The sequence below is a fragment of the Faecalibacillus sp. MSK20_93 genome (assembly GCF_020589945.1).
Classification (GTDB): Bacteria; Bacillota_I; Bacilli_A; order Erysipelotrichales; family Coprobacillaceae; genus Faecalibacillus; species Faecalibacillus intestinalis.
The window spans coordinates 15393-34237 of the sequence record NZ_JAJDKA010000012.1; the positions used below are offsets into that span (position 1 = coordinate 15393).

The 18845-nt window shown below is 27.8% G+C and carries 13 protein-coding genes; 10 read left to right on the forward strand and 3 right to left on the reverse strand.

Annotated elements, in window-relative coordinates; all coding sequences use genetic code 11:
• Nucleotides 1-145: 145 nt before the first annotated feature.
• From LJD34_RS05420 to LJD34_RS05445, 6 genes are all read left to right on the forward strand, one after another.
• Nucleotides 146-5719, forward strand: coding sequence for an MBG domain-containing protein (locus tag LJD34_RS05420; protein WP_227359367.1), 5574 nt, complete (start codon nt 146-148; stop codon nt 5717-5719).
• Between the two features lie 312 nt (nt 5720-6031).
• Nucleotides 6032-6829, forward strand: a complete 798-nt coding sequence (locus tag LJD34_RS05425) for a histidinol-phosphatase HisJ family protein (RefSeq protein WP_081919112.1) — start codon at nt 6032-6034, stop codon at nt 6827-6829.
• 62 nt (nt 6830-6891) lie between these two features.
• On the forward strand, nt 6892-8742 hold the full coding sequence (locus tag LJD34_RS05430) for a fructose-specific PTS transporter subunit EIIC (protein ID WP_227359368.1): 1851 nt from the start codon (nt 6892-6894) through the stop codon (nt 8740-8742).
• Nucleotides 8743-9064: 322 nt separating this feature from the next.
• Nucleotides 9065-9469 (forward strand): transposase, encoded by a 405-nt coding sequence (locus tag LJD34_RS05435; protein ID WP_318532713.1) that lies wholly within the window; start codon nt 9065-9067, stop codon nt 9467-9469.
• Between the two features lie 117 nt (nt 9470-9586).
• Nucleotides 9587-9808 (forward strand): hypothetical protein, encoded by a 222-nt coding sequence (locus LJD34_RS05440; protein ID WP_032091737.1) that lies wholly within the window; start codon nt 9587-9589, stop codon nt 9806-9808.
• A gap of 80 nt (nt 9809-9888) precedes the next feature.
• A complete protein-coding gene (locus tag LJD34_RS05445) occupies nt 9889-10944 on the forward strand; it encodes a GGDEF domain-containing protein (RefSeq protein ID WP_227359370.1) in 1056 nt (351 codons plus the stop codon).
• 193 nt (nt 10945-11137) lie between these two features.
• On the opposite strand, the gene LJD34_RS05450 is transcribed toward LJD34_RS05445, so the two are convergent.
• From LJD34_RS05450 to LJD34_RS05460, 3 genes are read right to left on the reverse strand one after another with little or no spacing between them, the layout of a single operon-like run.
• Nucleotides 11138-12061: a glycosyltransferase family 2 protein gene (locus tag LJD34_RS05450; RefSeq protein ID WP_227359371.1), complete on the reverse strand. Its 924-nt coding sequence runs from the start codon at nt 12059-12061 to the stop codon at nt 11138-11140.
• Nucleotides 12054-12449, reverse strand: coding sequence for a GtrA family protein (locus LJD34_RS05455; RefSeq protein ID WP_227359372.1), 396 nt, complete (start codon nt 12447-12449; stop codon nt 12054-12056). The genes LJD34_RS05450 and LJD34_RS05455 overlap by 8 nt, the downstream gene beginning before the upstream one ends.
• Complete coding sequence (locus tag LJD34_RS05460) at nt 12439-14814, reverse strand: YfhO family protein (protein WP_227359373.1); 2376 nt, start codon at nt 14812-14814, stop codon at nt 12439-12441. The genes LJD34_RS05455 and LJD34_RS05460 overlap by 11 nt, the downstream gene beginning before the upstream one ends.
• A gap of 171 nt (nt 14815-14985) precedes the next feature.
• Here LJD34_RS05460 and LJD34_RS05465 point away from each other — a divergent pair, with 171 nt between their 5' ends.
• The 4 genes from LJD34_RS05465 (at nt 14986) to LJD34_RS05480 (ending at nt 18811) form a co-directional block, all read left to right on the forward strand.
• Nucleotides 14986-15654 (forward strand): PIG-L family deacetylase, encoded by a 669-nt coding sequence (locus tag LJD34_RS05465; RefSeq protein ID WP_227359374.1) that lies wholly within the window; start codon nt 14986-14988, stop codon nt 15652-15654.
• Complete coding sequence (locus LJD34_RS05470; protein WP_032091731.1) at nt 15651-16349, forward strand: response regulator transcription factor; 699 nt, start codon at nt 15651-15653, stop codon at nt 16347-16349. The genes LJD34_RS05465 and LJD34_RS05470 overlap by 4 nt, the downstream gene beginning before the upstream one ends.
• Nucleotides 16342-17634 carry a histidine kinase dimerization/phospho-acceptor domain-containing protein gene (locus LJD34_RS05475; RefSeq protein WP_227359375.1) on the forward strand — a complete coding sequence of 431 codons (1293 nt, stop codon included), beginning with the start codon at nt 16342-16344 and terminating at the stop codon, nt 17632-17634. Before LJD34_RS05470 ends, LJD34_RS05475 begins: the two co-directional genes overlap by 8 nt.
• 421 nt (nt 17635-18055) lie before the next feature.
• Complete coding sequence (locus tag LJD34_RS05480; RefSeq protein ID WP_227359376.1) at nt 18056-18811, forward strand: Rpn family recombination-promoting nuclease/putative transposase; 756 nt, start codon at nt 18056-18058, stop codon at nt 18809-18811.
• Nucleotides 18812-18845: the final 34 nt, after the last annotated feature.

The window sequence follows — 18845 nt, forward strand, 5'->3', positions numbered from 1 at the left end:
ACCCTAAAAACGACATTTCGCGACAAATGAAAAAATAAAGTATCATAAATAGTAAAATATGAATAGACAAGGGAGGTTTTTTATTAACAAATAAATAAGTAGTTTTAAACATAATAATTTTTAATAAGGGGAGAAAAAGAAAGTTATGAAGATAAAAATTAAGAAAATAATAGCAAGCGTACTTACATTTATGATGATCTTTACACAAATGCCTGTAAATGTATTTGCGGCAGATACTAATATTTCAAGTGATGGAAGTACGTATTATACAAGTACACCAGGAACATATAATTTACCTGGAGGCACGTATTATACTAAGAAATATTCTACATGGGAAAATGCAGGTACAAAAGTTTGTGTACAATATAATAGCTCTAAAATAGGAACGATAGCTTTAAATATATTAGGCGATGTTATTAATAATCCTGATAAAAGTGGAAGGTTTGATTTTATTAGGACTGACAGAAATACTGATGTAACTATTAATATGAATGGTCATACATTTACTTATAGTGGAAATGATGTTTACAGTCTATGCGGATTTGTTGAAAATTCAGGAACAATGACAATCAATGGTAGTGGTGGAACGATTGTATCTGATGAAGTTGGACTTAACTCTAAAGAGGGAGTTTTGAATGTTAATGATGTCACAATTAAAGCAAATCGTATTGGTATTTACAATGAAGCGACAGTACTTAAACTAAAAAATGTAAAGTTTGATGAAAGTTGTGGAACAGATGTTCAACTTGGTAGTAATGGTACCATTGATCTTTCAGAATATAATGGAAATGCTATTACAATTGATATTGATTATAACATAAACGATGGAAAGAAACACAGAATATCTCCAAGAGGAGTAAGTAGAGATGATTTGAATAAAATAAATTTTGTAAGAAATAGTGACAAATTATACAGAGTTGATCTTAGATATGACGAAGAAGGTCAATATATATATTTAGCAAAACATGTTCACAAATGGAACTATGTACTTGATAACAGCGATGAAAGTGGAAAAACAATAAAAGGTTATTGTAGTGAAGAAGATAGAAAGAGTGAATGTGATTATCAGGATCCAGATACTACAACAGCGAAAATAGTATTAAAAACAAAAGATGGAGGGTATAAGAAAGGAGACAATGCTTGGGTTGAAAATGCCGCTGGTAATAATACCTCTAGTTTTCCAATATCAGGAGATTCATACAAATTAACATATTATCAAAATGGACAACAATTATCACAAAGACCAACAGAACCAGGAGATTATTCAGTAACTCTAACAATGAATCAAGTTTCAGTTTCTGGAGAATTCACAATTACGAAAGCAGAATATTATACAAATAAAATATATTTCAAAGATAAGAACTGGAAAGAACAAGATAATTGTAAATATACTTATCAAGGATATCAATCAGAATTTGGTCCATATGTAAAAGTCAATGATGGGTATGGTCATCTTATGGATCCGAATTATGTAGATTCAAATGCAGTTGTTTCTTATGAATACAAGAAATGTGATGATGACGACAGTACATATAAACCAATAAGTTCAGATAAGCTATTAGCTGAGTTAAATAGTCTAAAACCTGGTACTTATTATATTAGAGGAGTAGTTTCTGAAACAAATCATTATTTGCGTTTAACAACAAAATCACTTAAATTTACTGTATTAAAAGCAGAACCTACTCCACCTAGCATTGTTAAATACACATGGGAATATGGAGAACAACCAGAACTTGTCCCTGAAAGTATGTTAGATAATTGTCAATATTCATATAAATATTATGATCGTGATACAAATGTTAAGGTCAATAAAGAATATCCAGACGTAGGAAAATATTATTTAAGTATATATAATTCGGGATCGGATCTTTATAAGCCTGGCTGGGCTCCTCAAAAATTTATTACTATTACCCAAAGAACAGCAACTTTATCATGGAAACTAGATGGAACAAATACATTAAAAATTCCATATGATGGTAAACCACATGTTCCAACAGCAACTGTTACTAATACAGTTGGAGATGACAAATGTAACGTGACTGTTTCTGGTGAACAAACTGAAGTAGGTACATATACTGCAACTGCAACTGAATTGAGTGATTCAAATTATAAATTACCTGCACAAAAAACAGTTACATTCGAAATTGTCAAAGCCCAAAGAGAAGCACCAACATCTGTAACAGCCACAGGGACAACATATAAAGGTGGAACAGATGGAAGATTAAATAATGTTGATTCATCAATGGAATATAGAAAAGATGGTGAAAATGAATGGCATAGTATTACTGGAGATACTGTAGAAGGATTATCTACCGGTAAGTATTATGTAAGATATAAAGATAGTAATAATTATTATGCATCATCTGAAAAAGAAGTATATGTAGCCAATGGACAAGAAATCAAAGTAAAAGTTCCAGCTAGTCAAGTTGGATATACTTTAAGTGTTAGTAATACAGTTGTTGATTATAATGAATCAAGTACTCTTACATTTACCTTGAATAAAGGCTATTCAAAAACAAAAAATTTCGCTGTTAAGGTCAATGGCGAAACAGTTCAATTAGATAACAATAATCAATATACAATAAATAATATTCAAAAAAATACAAATATTACAGTTGAAGGAGTAGCTGATATAACAGCACCTGATACAGAAATAAAAGTATCCAATAAAACATGGAAAAGTATTTTAAATAAAATTACATTCGGTTTATTCTTTAAAGAAACACAAAAAGCAGAAATTACAGCTACAGATGAAGGTAGTGGAGTTAATAAATACTATTATTATGTTGATAAATCAGGTAGTGAAGAATCACTAACAGAGAAACAATTACAAGCAGTAGATTGGAAAGAAGGAACATCTGTTACATTTAGTGAAGATAGTAATTATGTTATTTATGCCAAGGTAACAGACAAAGCAGGAAATATTAAATATGTTTCAACAGATGGTATCGTAATTGATACGATTGCACCACAAGTATCAGGTGTAGAAAACAATCAAACATATACGAAAACACAAACATTTACAGTAACTGATAACAATTTAGATACAGTAAAAGTAGATGACAAAGTTGTAACATCTTATACATTAGTTCCTAAAAAAGGAACATATACAATCGAAGTAACAGATAAATCAGGAAATAAAACAACATTAAATAATATTACAGTTAACTGGGAAAAAGTAAAAAAACCAACAGTAGAAAGCAAAGTATATACAGGACAAACATTAACTGCAAATATTTCAGAAAATGGTTTATACACAGTTAAAGAAAATAATGGTGGTATTGATGTAAATGAATATGATGTTCAATTGACTTTAAAAGATCCTACAAATTATAAATGGGAAGACGGTACTATTGATACAACAGTAAAATTCAATATTACCCAAGCAACACCAGTTGTTACGAAACCAACAACAAAAACACTAACATATAATGGAAGTGAACAAGAATTAGTAAATGCAGCATCTACTAATGGAGGAACAGTAAAATATTCTTTAGACAATAAAAACTGGTCAACATCAATTCCAACAGGGAAAGCTGCCAAAGAATATACAGTTTACTACAAAGTAGAAGGAAATAAAAACTTTAAAGATGCAGATGTAAAGGAAATTACAAATAAAATCAATCCTAGAACAATCGATTTAAACTGGAATAAAGAATTAACTTACAACGGTAAAGAACAATTACCAACAGCTATAGTTAATAACTTAGCAGATGGTGATGAATGTGAAGTTACCGTTGATGGAAATCAACACAAAAATGCAGGTACTTATGAAGCTACAGCTACAAAAGTAAGTAATCAAAATTATAAGTTACCTGAAGATGTCACAACAAGATATACAATTAAACCAAAAGACGTCACTGTTACAATAACACCTAATGGTGGTACTTATGGTGAAAAAATTACAGGTGCTACAGCTAAGTTAAATGATGTAGAAAATGGTGATCATCCAGAAGTAACATTAACTTACACAGGAACAGGGTATGATGGAACAAAAGTTAATGGAACAGAAGTTCCTAGTCATGCAGGTAAATATACTGTTACAGCAAGTATCGATGACAAAAACTATAATTTAACTGATACAAATACAGCTGAATTTGTAGTAAAAGGTGCAGATGCTGGATTAAAAGTAAAAGAAGTGAATGATAAAAAATATGGTGATCAAGGATTTAAATTAGAAGTATCTCATAAAGGAAATGGAAAATTATCTTATTCAAGTAGTAATGAGGATGTAGCTACAGTAGATGATCAAGGTAATGTAACAATTCATAATGCTGGTACAACAAAATTAAAAGTTACATTAGGAGTTGATCATAACTATGATAGTGATAGTAAAGAAGTAACATTAACTGTTAATAAAATCAATCATGAATTAACAGTTGATCAAAAAGATGTTGAAAAGACTTATGGTGATGAAGCATTTACAATTCATGCTCAAAGTAAAGATAATGAATCAGCTATTGAATATGCAAGTAGCGATGAAAAAGTAGCTACAGTAGATAGTGAAGGTAATGTAGTTATCAAAGGCGCAGGTAAAGTCATCATTACAGTAAGTCAAAAAGAAAGTAAGAATTATAAAAAAATATCTAAAGAAATAAATCTTACTGTTAAAGCTAAAAAGATTACAGTTACTGTAAATGATGCATCAAAGACATATGGAGATGAAGACTCTGAATTTACATATGTAAATGATAAACTTATTGGTAATGATAAATTAACAGGAATTATTCTTACAAGAGAAGAAGGAGAAGATGTAGGAACATATAAGATAAAAGTAAGTCAAAAAGAAGGATCAAATCCAAATTATGATATTACTTTTAAAGATGGAACATATACAATTAATCCATTATCGATTGATAAAGGAACAGTTGTATTAGGAAATGTCTTAAAATATACAGGAGAAAAACAAACACAAGAAGTAGAACAAGTTTTAGTCAATGGAAAAGCATTAAATAAAGAAGATTATGAAGTATTAGATAATCAAGCAACGAAAGAAGGAAAACATGTTCTAACAATCAAAGCTAAAGGAAATAACCATACAGGATCCTTTGAATATGCTTATGTTATTTTACCAAAAGATTCAGATAAGATAGGAACAGGATCATTTACTGTTAAAACAACAGGAGATGTAGAAATAAGTAGAGATGAAGTTATAGATCTCCTTATTGAAAATAAAAAAATAACAGCAAATGAATTAAGTGAAGTAGCAGAAGGTAAGAAAATAGAAATCGTATTAGAAGTAAAAGAAGCACAAGCAAATGAACTTATTGAAACAAGTACAAAAGGATATAAAGTAGGAAAATACTTAGATATTACACTTTATAAGAGTGTTAATGGAACAAATGAAAGTATACATGAACTTTCAAAAGTCATGAAAGTAACAATCAAAGTTCCAGAAGAACTAATCAATAAAGATAGTAAAACTAAAAGAGAATACTATATCGCAAGAAGTCATAATGGAAAAGTAGATATACTAGAAACAAATTATGATGAAAAGACAAATAAACTTACATTTGAAACAGATAAGTTTAGTGATTATGCAATTATCTATAAAGATAAAAAAGAATTAAAAACAACGGTAACTGCTTCAATAAATAAATCAAATACAAAACAAACAACGAAAGCTAAAACGGGAGATAATGCAAATATTATAGGATTAATGATGCTACTAGTAAGCAGTATGTTTGTGATGGTATTTGTAAGAAAAAAAGAAAATTAATAGAGATATAGAAAAAGTCTTTAAGTTGATGCTTAAAGGCTTTTTCGCTGTTTTCAGTTTTAAATACCTAACGACACTATTCAAAACTGAACGACCTTTCTTAACAAATACCAAGTATACTAAAATATTTATATGCTATTAATTTAAATTTTAAATCTAATGATAAATTTAATAGTCAAATATTAGTAAAATATAGAGAGGAAATAATCTACTGTTTTTGTTACTTTTTTTGTAACAAGATGTTTTATTAAATAGATTGTTTTTTTTATTAAAGAGTCTATAATTGTATACAACATGAATGGAGGATTGCCTATGCTAGTAGATGGACATATGCATTTAGAAAACGGACCACTTACTAAAGAATATGTAATGGAATTTATTAATGAAGCTTATAAACAAGGATTTGATCGTATTCAAATTTTAGATCATACACATCGTTTTAAAGAATTTGAAGTTATTTATCAAGGTGTTAAAGAAGCAAGTGATCAACAAAGAGAATGGCTTGCTAATAAGAAAATGAAATTTAAAGATACACTTTCTAGTTATGTGCGTTTAATTAATGAGGTAAAAGCGGAAGAACTTCCAATAGAAGTTTTATTTGGATTAGAAGTATGTTATGTTCCTGAATATAAAGAAGAAATAAGACGTATTTTAGAACCCTATCAATTTGATTTTTTAGTAGGAGCTATTCATTCTATTGATGGACTTTTATATGATATGCCTTGGTCTAAAGAACTACTTTGGGAAAAATATAATGTAGATGATATTTATCATCGTTATTATGAATTGATTTTTGATTTAGTTAAAAGCGATTTATTTACGCAATTAGCTCATCCTGATACAATTAAAATGTTTGGTTATTATCCAACTTATGATTTAAAACCAACTTATCATGAACTTGCTGAATTATTAGTAGAACATCATGTTAAAGGGGAATGTAATACAGGGTGTTATTATCGTTATCATCATCCTGATAAAGGTTTGTCTAAAGAATTGTTGGATATTTTTAAAGAACATCATGTGGATATTATTACAGCGAGTGATGCACATAAACCAGCAGATGTAGGAACTTGCATCAAAGATATTTATAAGTTATGTCAATATGATTAAGTTGTTCTTGATTGAACAACTTTTTTGCTTTATGATAGACAAAAAAAGAAAGGTTGTTAGAAATGAGAATTACAGAATTATTAGATATAAATTCGATAGATTTAAATCCACAAGTTTCTAATAAAGAAGAAGCAATCAATCATCTGGTTGATTTATTAGATCAAAGTGGAAAATTAAATGATAAAGAAATTTATAAAGAAAGTGTTTTAAATAGAGAAGCGCAAAGTACAACAGGAATTGGTGATGGTGTTGCTATTCCTCATGGACAAAGTGAAGGTGTGAAAACAGCAGGATTATCTGCAATGGTTGTTAAAGAAGGATTAGATTTTAAGTCTCTTGATGGACAACCTACTTATTTATTTTTTATGATTGGTGCTCCTAAAGATTCGGGAGGTGCTCATTTACAAGCTCTTGCACAGTTATCTACTTTATTAATGGAAGAAGATTTTAGAAATGCTTTAATTAATGCATCTTCTAAAGAAGAATTTTTACAATTAATAGATGCTAAGGAAAATAAAAAAGAAGAAGTGAAAGAAATTGTTCATCCTGCTGTTTTAGCAGTAACTGCGTGTCCTACAGGAATTGCTCATACTTTTATGGCGGCTAAAGCTTTAGAACAAGCGGGAGAAAAATTAAATATTTCTATTAAAGTAGAAACTAATGGGCAAGAAGGGGTTAAAAATCAATTAACACAAGATGATATTGATCATTGTACTTGTATTATAGTAGCTGCTGATAAAAAAGTAGAAATGCAAAGATTTGAAGCGAAAAAAGTAATTCAAGTTCCTGTAAGAGATGGGATTTCGAAAGCTGAAGAGCTTGTTCAAAAAGCAAATAATGGCGATGGTGAAATATATCATCATGATACTAAAAAAGAAAAACAAAATATCATACGTTTATTTTACAAACATTTAATGAATGGTATTTCACATGCTTTACCATTCCTTGTTGCAAGTGGAGTTCTATATGGTATTTTATATCTTGTTAAAGATCAAGTATTATCAAATCAATTATTGACACTTATAAATTATGTTCAACAATTAATAACAATCATGATTATTCCAATTGTATCAGCCTATATTGCTGATAGTATTGCAGATCGACCTGCAATGGTTTCAGGTTTTGCTGGTGGATTAATTGTTTGTCAAGGAATTTCAATGTCATCAATTTCTGCTAATTCAACTTCTTTGCTTGCAGGAATTGTTGCTGGTTTTTTAGCAGGATTTGTTTCATTGATTTTAAAGAAATTATTTTCTTATTTACCACAATGTTTAAAAGGAATAGAAGCATCATTATTCCATCCTGTTTTATCAACTGTTATTGTTTTATTTGTGATGATTTATTTAAATGGTTATTTGTATATAGCACATAGCTATATTTTACAATATGTTTCACTTGTTGAATCTCAAATGTCAACAAAAATCTTATTTGGATTTGTTTTAGGAATGATGATGGCTATTGATAATGGTGGTCCTATTAATAAAACAGCCTATGTTTTTGGAATAGGAATGCTTATAAGTTATGATTATTATCCAATGGCTGCAGTCATGGCTGGAGGAATGATTCCACCATTTGTAATTGCTTTAACAGCAACATTATCTAAAAATAGATTTTCTAATCGAAAAGATGCATTAATGAATTATATTAATGGTATATCTTTTATATCTGAAGGAGCTATTCCATTTATTCAAAAAGAATCTCAAGTAATTTTACCAGCTTGTTGCCTTTCAGCAGGACTTGCAGGAGCATTATCAATGTATTTTGAATGTTCAATTACTTCTCCTCATGGAGGATTGTTCTTAATATGGATGGTCAATAATCCATTATATTATTTAGCGTTAATTGTTTTATCAACAGTTGTAGGAACATTGTTATTATTTATTTTTACAAAATTAAAAAATAACGTAAAATAGTATGCAAGTTAATATGAAATTTTTAAGAAGTCATTGTGACTTCTTTTTTTTGGACAATCCGTCCATTGAAAGAAGAAAAAAAGAAAGATAAAATAATAAAAAAGGTAAGTGTCAAATAAATAAGCGATTATAAATAATTAAAGAATTCAATACAATAAGGATGTACTTGATAAGGAGGTGCATCTTTTATGATAATTAGAGGAAAAGAAAAATGTCTAAATTATTGTATTGATTGCGGAGCTATCCTTTCGAGTAAGAAAGCTATTCGATGCAATAAATGCAATAGCCTTTTAAGAGCAAAAACTAGTCATCCGTCAAAAGAATTAAGAATAAAGAACAACGTATTATGAAAGACATAGATCATAAGATAAGTCGTGAAATCGTCAATACAGCAAAGAAACATAAAGCAAAAGTAATAAAATTAGAGCGATTAGAAAACATTCGCTCAACGACAAGAACAAGTCATAAAAACAATCCTAGTCTGCATACATGGTCTTTCTATAGATTAGCACAATATATAGAATATAAAGCCAAACTTGCAGGAATAGAAGTTGAGTATGTAGATTCAGTTTATACAAGTCAAAAATGTCCTCAATGTGGAAATATCCACCATGCAAAAGATAGAAAGTATATTTGTAAATGTGGATATCATACACATAGAGATTTGTTAGGTGCGATAAACATTTGTAATTCAACTGAATACATTGGTAACAGATGTATTGCCTAGGGAGCTATATGCTCTGCCCTAGGAGTGGTAATGGCATACCATATCTTGCACTACGACCTACTAGAAATAGACTGGTCATTCAATATATTTTTATTAAAAGTGTAAAAAGAATGTATATTGAAAGGTAGCAAGAATCCCCTGCCTTTAGACATAGGGAGTGTCAACTATAAACAAGCAGGAAGAATTTTATTATTTTCATTGGATGATTATTCTTTAGAAGAATGGACAGAAGCTGTAAATTATATCAGTCAAACAAGACAAAAATTTGAAACCAAGGAAGCAACTAGAGATTTTTTATATGTATTAATACTTACAAAAGCAAAGTTATATGACTTATAGAAGAGACTTTATGTTTCTTCTTTTTTAATAGCGAATAAGCTATAAATTTGTTATAGTATTAAGGGAAAGAGATGAAGTAAATGAAAAAAGAACAAAGAAGAAATTTAGGAGAAAAAATTGCCCAGGGAATATTACTCATTGTTTTAATTACTTTAACGATTTTTATGATGAGTGATGTTAAAAAGATTCAAGGAAATGCACGTGTTATTAATTATGCAGGAATTATTAGAGGGGCCACACAAAGAGAAATTAAATTAGAAATATCAGGAAATAAAAATGATATTTTAATTAAATATTTAGATGATATTTTTTATGGATTGACAAATGGTGGTGGAAAGTATCAACTGACAACATTAAATGATCAACATTATCAAAAGAAATTAACGGAATTACATACTTCTTGGTTATCTTTAAAAGATGAAATTAGTTTAGTAAGAGAAAAGGGATATCAACAAACAAATATTATTAAAATGAGTGAAGAATATTTTTATTTAGCAGATGAAACAGTTACAGCTGCTGAAGATTATTCTCAAAAATGTGCGACAAGATTAGATCAAATAGAGAAAGCATTGATTGTTGTAATTGCTTTAGTTATTCTAATGATGATCAAGGAATCTGTATCTGCAGTTGTTTTAATGAAGAAAAATAGAGAACTTAATAAAAAAGCATATATTGATTTGCATACAGGTTTGCCTAATAGAAGTCGTGTAGAAGAATTGATTGCTCACTATGATCACTTTGATGAACCGACCGCAATTATTGTTTTTGATTTGAATGATTTAAAAGTAGTTAATGATTCTTTAGGACATCTTGCTGGTGATACATTAATTATGAATTTTGCACATATTATCCGTACTTCTATTCCTGAAAAATATTTTGTTGGAAGATATGGAGGAGATGAATTTGTTGCTTTATTAAATGATGTTACTCAACAAGACGTAGAAGATATTATTTTACAAGTACAAAACGAAGCAAGATGTTATAATGAATTTAGTAAACAAATATTCATTGATTTTGCCTTTGGTTATGCACTTTCTACGCATAGTCGAGAAACAAATTTAAAGTTATTATTGAATCAAGCAGATAAAAATATGTATGAATGTAAGGCACGTATGAAAGCAAAGAAAAAAATTTAAGAAAAGGATTGTTCATATAAACAATCCTTTTCTTTTTATTGTGGAATGAGTTAAAAAAATGAAAATATTTATTAAAAATCAATAATTATGGAAAAACGGTACGCTTAACAAAAGAAGAAAGTTGTTTATCTTTTCAAGAGTTGAATATTAAAGATTATGATGAAAAAAGGATTGAATAACAATCCTTTTTCATTTATCCCATTTTTTTATGAATATTATTTGTATTTTTAATAATGTAAATAGGTCTTTGTTTCGTTTCAAAGTAACATGATGAACAATATTGACCTAAGATAGAAACAAAAATAAGTTGCAAACCACTTAAAAATAAAACTAAACTTGTAAGATAGGAAACAGGATGAACAAAAACAGAGTATAAAGAAACAATACAAGAAATACCTATTAAAATACCACCAATGACTCCTGCAATCGTAATAGGTGTTGATGAAAATGAGAAAATGCCTTTAAATGCATAGGAAAATAAACTAGCAAAATTCCATTTACTTTTACCAACAGGACGTTCAACATTATGAAATTCAAGCCATTTTGTATTAAATCCTACAAAAGAAAATAATCCTTTCATGTAACGATTATATTCTTTAAGTTCTAAAATAGCATTGACCATTTGTCGAGACATCATTCTAAAATCACCAGCACCATCATCCATATCCATTTTTGTAAGTTTTTGAATCACTTTATAAAAACTATGAGATAAAAAGTTTCTTAATTTTCCTTCACCAGTACGATCAATACGTTTACCGGCACAACAATCATATTCTTCATATTTTAATGAGTTATACATTTCTTTTAATAAATAAGGAGGATGTTGTAAATCTGCATCCATAATAACAACATAATCTCCACTAGCATTTTCAAGTCCTGCATACATAGCGGCTTCTTTTCCAAAATTACGAGAAAAAGAATAATAGAAACAATGAGGATTTTTATGAGCTAGTAATTTTAAAATATCTTCACTATGATCATGACTACCATCATTGATAAAAAGTATTTCATAATCAATATTTTCAATACTTTCTAAAACATGAGTCACTTCTTTATAAAAGAGTGGTAAAACATCTTCTTCATTAAAACAAGGAACAATAACGCTTATTTTATCCATGACAAACACCTTCTTCTTTAAAAATTTTAAATTTACATAAAATATAATTTGATAGAATCGTAATAAAACTGACGCATACTTTAGAGATCATTGGTTGAAGATTTAATAAATCAATTAAAAGATAAAGACATATATTTTCAATCAATAACGTCATAAATCTTAATAAGATAAAAGATATAAATTCTTTTTTTATATTATTTGTACTTTTAAACACATATCTTTTATTTGTATAATAAGCAAACAAAACTGCAAAAATCCAAGAAATACTATTAGCGATTAACCAATGACTATGTATTTTTAACAAAAGGAAATAAACAACATAATTTACGAGAGTTGTCATCCCACCTACAAAAACATAACTCACTATTTCTTTTGTATCATCCTTCATTTTTTCGTCTCCTTTCAATAATATAATTTATAAAAATCACCATAAATCCAAAGTAAGATAGAATAAAACCTAAACGATATCCAGTAGGGGTAAATTTTATTTGAATTTTATGTTTTCCTTGATTAATAGGACATCCTAAAAACGCTTCATTTACAATTTCACTCTTTACAACTTTACCATCGATATAAATTGTATAACCACGATCATAAGGAATACGAGTTATAAAATAACCATCATTTTTAACATTAATTGATCCTTTTAAAACATCTTTTCCTTTTTGAATATTTAAAGAATCTACTTCTTTGTTTCTATTTTCAATAACTTCTTTATTTAAAGAATAAGTTTTAATATTTTTAAGATCATAATGTCCTTTAGATAAAGAAATAGATAAAGTTTTAATATTTTCACCAGATAATAAATAAGTAAAATGTGTATGTTGATTATAATAAGGTGAATTACTTCTAGATAATTTATTTTTAATCCCATTGATTGTAATAGAGACACTTTGATGTGGTTTATAATTTTTAATATCGCCTTCAATAACAATGATTTGATTTTTAGTCTTTCTTTGAAGAGAAAGAGTGATTTTTTTATTTTTCTTTTGTTGAATTTGATATGAACTCTTTAAACCCATGTCTTCTTTGATAAATTGACTTTGATCTGTACTATTTCCATTTTTTACAATGGCATTCTTATAAAGAATATCCAAGGTATAAGGATATTGCAGTTGATGAAACTGATTTTGGCTATAGAGTTTATTTGTTGCATAAGCAATAGGCATAATATCTTGACTTTGATAAAGTTTTAAATCTTTAATAGCATCAATTTCTTGATAACCATCGATTTTCTTTTTTGAGATAATTGAATCAACGGATAACATCTTTAAATAGAAAAGATTATTTTGATCTATTTGTCCAACACGATTATTTAAAGAAATAGGAATCTTTAAAGTATCAAATAAAAATGAATTATAAAGATGATGATTTGTTGATGTATAACCTGAAAGACGGGTTACTTGATTTTGATAAGTTTGATTCATATTTTGATGAATTTCATTCATATTAACTAAAGTATTTATAAAATTTCTTTGAATCAATGTTTCTACTTCTTGATTTGCGTATTTTTTATATTGTTTATTTGGTAGAAAACTGGTTGTAGGATTATTGTAATAAACAACGAATAGTGGGACTAAAAGATAAATAAAACATCTTTTTTTATTTGTTTTTGAAAAATAAAGAATGATTAAACTAATAATTAAATCAAGAAAAACAAGTTCAGATCTTTGTATAAAAAATAATGGAAAAACAAAGAGAAATAGCATATACTTATTGATCTTAAAATGATTATTTTCTAATACAAGACCTGCTTGTAAAATAACCAAAGGTAAAAAAACAATCAGTATTTTACTTCTAGCATATAAAAACCCATTCATAATCAAACTGACGATAGGGCATAACATAGAAATCATTAAAATAATTGATAGAGTACGTGTCTTTTCTTTAAATAATCCAAAGACAATTAAAACCCAGAACATATAAGTGAGACCACAGCCATAGTTATTATAAAGAAGTCCCTTTAGTGAAAAAGTCGGAATCAATAAACTAAGATAGTTGGTTGCATTCACACTTTTATTTCCACCAGCAATTACAAATAATGTTGGAATTGTATAAATAGCTGTCAATAAAACAATAAGAAGATAAGCAGCAATTAAATGTAAAAAATGTTTTTTATAGTTTTTATAACGATAACAATGAAGCATAAAATAAATAAAACAAACAATAAAACACCCAACACAATAAAAATAACTATGTAATACAATACAACTTCCCCAGATAACAATACTTGTTAGCTTTTGATTTATAAAATAACGATCAATACTACGTAACATTAAAAATAAAAAAGGCATATAATTTACAAACATGATTTGTTTATGAAATTGAAAAAATAAGGCTGAAAGTAAAGTGAATAAACTCATCAAAAAACATAGATAACGATTTTTAAGATGATTTCTTAAAAATAAATAACAAGCAATCAGCGTTAAAATTATTAAAAATACTTGATAGAAAATGATGATATTGACCATTTTTACATGAATCAATAAAGCACCTAATAAAACATCAAACCTTAAAGTACCATAATAAGAAAAATGATAAATATTAACACCTGACATTAAATTTGAAAGATAAGTAGGAAAAATTGTTCCTTCACTTCTAATTGCATGTCTTAAAGCATCAGCAAGAGTGACATGCTGGTTAAACCAATCAATTGAATTTCCAAATAAGAGATGTTGACTTTTTACTATGAAGACCATAAATAATGGTATAATAGTTAAAACCAACATATATAAATAATCTTTTTTCTTCATCTTTTTTACCTCGCTATTCATTCTAGCAAGTCATTCTTAATAATTCCCTTAATCAATTCTTAAGAAATCATAAACAAATAAAGTCTACGTAAAAGGAGGCTTTAGAAAGTCTTAAGAATTCTTATGAATTATTATTAAGAAATAAGTGATAAGGTATAATAGGTGATAGAAATGAAGAAAAGTATTATCGTTATTTGTATAATGGTTGTTTTAGGATGTTTTTTAATAGATGATTCTAAATGTTTACATCAAAAAGAAATTAATCAAATAGATTTAAAACAATGTCAGAAATTAATGATCGTTGCACATCCAGATGATGAAACAATTTGGGGTGGAAGTCATTTATTGAAGGGACATTATTTAGTTGTTTGTCTAACAAATGGAAATAATGCAAAAAGAAAAAAAGAATTTATGAGGATTATGAAAGAGACACATAATCAAGGATTAATGTTTGATTATCCAGATAAAACAAATGGTCAAAGAGACAAGTGGTTACATGTTAAACAAAAAATAAAAAAAGACATTACCTATATTTTAAATAAGAAAGCATGGGCGATGGTTGTAACTCATAATCCATTAGGAGAATATGGACATATTCATCATCGGTTAACATCACAAATAGTTAGTATAGAAGCAACAAATCAAAATTTATATTATTTTGGAAAATATTATAAAAAGAAGCATGTTCCTCATGCATTAAAGAAGATAAAGCAAAAAAATTATGATAAGAAAATGCAGTTAATACAAAAATATGCATCACAAAAAAAAGTAATGGAACATCTAGATCATATGATGAACCACGAAAACTGGGTCAAGGCAAAAGATTGGAGAAGTTTATGAAAGAAAAAATAATGATCGTTGATGATCATGAAGACATTAGAGAAGTTGTTCATGTTTTACTTACAAATGAAGGGTATCAAATCATTGAAGCCAAAGATGGAAAAGAAGCGCTAGAGTTATTAGATGATGAGATAGATCTTATTATTTTAGATGTCATGATGCCTGAAATGAATGGCTATCAAGTATGTTTATTAATGAGAGAAAAAACTAATGCTCCTATTTTATTTTTAACGGCTAAAGGTCAAGAAAGTGATAAAACATTAGGTTTTTCAAGTGGAGGGGATGATTATTTAACCAAACCTTTTTCTTATAATGAACTCAATGCAAGAGTAAAAGCTTTATTAAGGAGATATCATGTTTATCAAGGAAAGGAAAAAGAGATTTCTTCAATAAGAAAAACATCGATTATTGAAAATTTAGAAGTCAATCAAGAACATAAAGAAGTTAAGTTGAATGGAAAAAAACTTTCTTTGACAGATTTAGAATATGAAATTTTAGATTATTTGTTACTAAATAGAAAACAAGTTATTTCTGCAAGTCAACTATTTGAAGCTATTTGGCATGAAAATTATTATTATGGGGCGAATAATACGATTATGGTACATATTCGAAATTTAAGAAAGAAGATAGAAGATGATCCACAAAACCCACGTATTATTAAAACAGTATGGGGAAAGGGGTATTATATTGACTAAAAGAAATTTGAGTTTATCAATGAAAATCGTTTTATTACTTCTTTCTTCGGCTATTTTAGCTATCTTATGTTATGCCTTTTTTAGAAACAATGTAACAGATTTCTATACTTTCATTGAAACCGTTGAAAAACCTTTTAATGAAAAGACGTTTATAAAAGGTTTTAAAGAAGAAGCAAAAAATATTTCTATTTATTCAAAAGATAAAAATGATAAAAAGGAATTGAAAAAGCTTTTAAAGAAGCATGATGATTATATGAATCTTCTTCTTTATGATGAAAATGAATCGTATATTGATAGTAGTTTAGGAAAAATTCTTGATGAGCCGGCAGGATTTACACCTTTGTATATTTTAAAAAGTGATTTTGAACAATATGCATTTAATAATTTTTTTAGAGAAACAATAACATTTAAAGATGGTGAGGGAATTGTTTATGTTAGTTCTATGCATTTATTAAAATATATAAAGTATTATTTTTATTGTGCTTTATTTGTTAGTTTATTAGTTTTCTTTTTACCTACATTTATTTTTATTAGAAAAAAAGTGAAATATATTAATATTTTAAAAAAAGAAGTATTAAATATGTCACAAGGAGATTTAAATCATCCAATGACAATCAAGAGTCATGACGAATTATCTATATTGGCACGTGAAGTTGATATTTTAAGAACAACCTTAGATTCAAATTATCAAAATGAATCAAAAATTAAAGAAGCTCATCAAGAATTAATTACTTCTTTATCACATGATTTAAGAACACCGCTTACTACGCTAAGAGGTTATTTGGATATTTTAAGCTTACATTGTTATAAAGATAAAAAACAAATGGATCATTATTTAAAAGGATGTATTGAAAAAACAGAACAAATTAAAGATTTATCAAATAAAACATTTGAATATGCACTTGTTTTTGAACAAAATTTATTGCCTCAATTAGAAACGATTCAAAGTGAACAATTTATATATTATCTTCAAGAAAATCTTGAATATTTAGAATTAGAAGGATTTAGGATTGAAAAAGAAATTGATATATGCTCAGTTGATTTACAATTAGATTTATCAATGATGAAAAGAATGATCAATAATATTTGTTCAAATATATTGAAATATGCTAAAAAAGATAAACCTATTTATTTAGAAATTAGTATTAAACAAGGTAAAATAAAAATTGTTTTTGAAAATGAAAAGAAAAAAGATTTACAAAAAATTGAAAGTAATAAAATTGGTTTAAAAAGTGTTCAAAAAATTGTAGAAACACATCACGGACAATTGTTTATCCAAGATTAACCAGAAACATTTGTTTTAATTATTACTCTTCCATACAATTAGATGCTTTAGCGAAGGCATCTTTTTTTTGGACTATTTATCCATTGAAAGAAGGAAAAAAGAAGATAAAATGATAATAGAAATGAGACAAATGTGAAACAAATATGAGACAAATTATCTTTAAGCATATGATACAATTAAATCAGGAAGCTCCTTACATCAATATTAAAAAAGATATGAAAAAGCGATGATTACTAACTATAAAACACTCATGTAAGGAGGTAAAAAAATGAGTCAAATAAGAAATGCAAGTGATACAACCTGTAAACAGTTATTAAGAGACGGGGAATGTTTTGCAGATCTATGCAATGCTCTCTATTTTCATGGTAGATAGGTCATCAAACCAGAAGATCTGATATCACAGGAAAATGATGTTTCCACATTGATAGGTAAAGAACCCTTACCAATGGAAACAAAAAGATACCGAGATATCGTCAGAAAAGCAAGTATCAATGGGGATTATATAATCATTGGTGTAGAACATCAAAGTACCTTGGATAAGAATATGATTATTCGTATACTCAACTATGATGCCCAGCTTTATATCAATCAGATAGAAAGTGGAAAAGAAGTACGACCAGTAGGAAGCTTTGTCTTTTATACGGGAGATAAGGAATGGACCTATCCAAAATCTTTAAAAGAAAGCTTGAAAGTACCACCTGAGATGGAAGACTATATCAATGATTGGAAACTACCAGTGTTAGAGCTTCAAAACATGGATCCTCAAATCCTTAAAAGTAAACGTCTAAAAGAAGTCGTAGAGATCAGTCAAAGTATGCTTAAAGGAGACTATGAAAAGTTAAGGACAAATCGTATGATCAGTGTAGAAAATTATAAGATGGCAGCCATCTTTACACACACGGACATTAAAGAAGAAGACTTACCAGAAGGAGATGAAATCAATATGTGTAAGGCAATGGATCAATTATTTCAAAGATTTGAAAATCAAGGAATTGAAAAAGGAGAGGCTATAGGAATTGAAAAAACATTAAAAGAACAACTTAAAGTAAAACTAGGAACTATATCAAGTCCTTTAGAAGAAAGACTCACAACAACATCGCTAGAAAAACTCAATGAACTTACATTAAATATTTTTAATATCAATAGTGAAGAAGATGTTTTAAAAATTATTCATTAATGAAAATAGGTTATAACGAATCAAATCGCTATAA

Bases quoted from the DNA above. Each gene is read 5' to 3' on its own strand.
- LJD34_RS05450 (WP_227359371.1), bottom strand. From the start codon at position 12,061: ATGGATAAAATAAGCGTTATTGTTCCTTGTTTTAATGAAGAAGATGTT.
- LJD34_RS05420 (WP_227359367.1), top strand. From the start codon at position 146: ATGAAGATAAAAATTAAGAAAATAATAGCAAGCGTACTTACATTTATG.
- LJD34_RS05455 (WP_227359372.1), bottom strand. From the start codon at position 12,449: ATGAAGGATGATACAAAAGAAATAGTGAGTTATGTTTTTGTAGGTGGG.
- LJD34_RS05460 (WP_227359373.1), bottom strand. From the start codon at position 14,814: ATGAAGAAAAAAGATTATTTATATATGTTGGTTTTAACTATTATACCA.
- LJD34_RS05425 (WP_081919112.1), top strand. From the start codon at position 6,032: ATGCTAGTAGATGGACATATGCATTTAGAAAACGGACCACTTACTAAA.
- LJD34_RS05445 (WP_227359370.1), top strand. From the start codon at position 9,889: ATGAAAAAAGAACAAAGAAGAAATTTAGGAGAAAAAATTGCCCAGGGA.
- LJD34_RS05470 (WP_032091731.1), top strand. From the start codon at position 15,651: ATGAAAGAAAAAATAATGATCGTTGATGATCATGAAGACATTAGAGAA.
- LJD34_RS05430 (WP_227359368.1), top strand. From the start codon at position 6,892: ATGAGAATTACAGAATTATTAGATATAAATTCGATAGATTTAAATCCA.
- LJD34_RS05465 (WP_227359374.1), top strand. From the start codon at position 14,986: ATGAAGAAAAGTATTATCGTTATTTGTATAATGGTTGTTTTAGGATGT.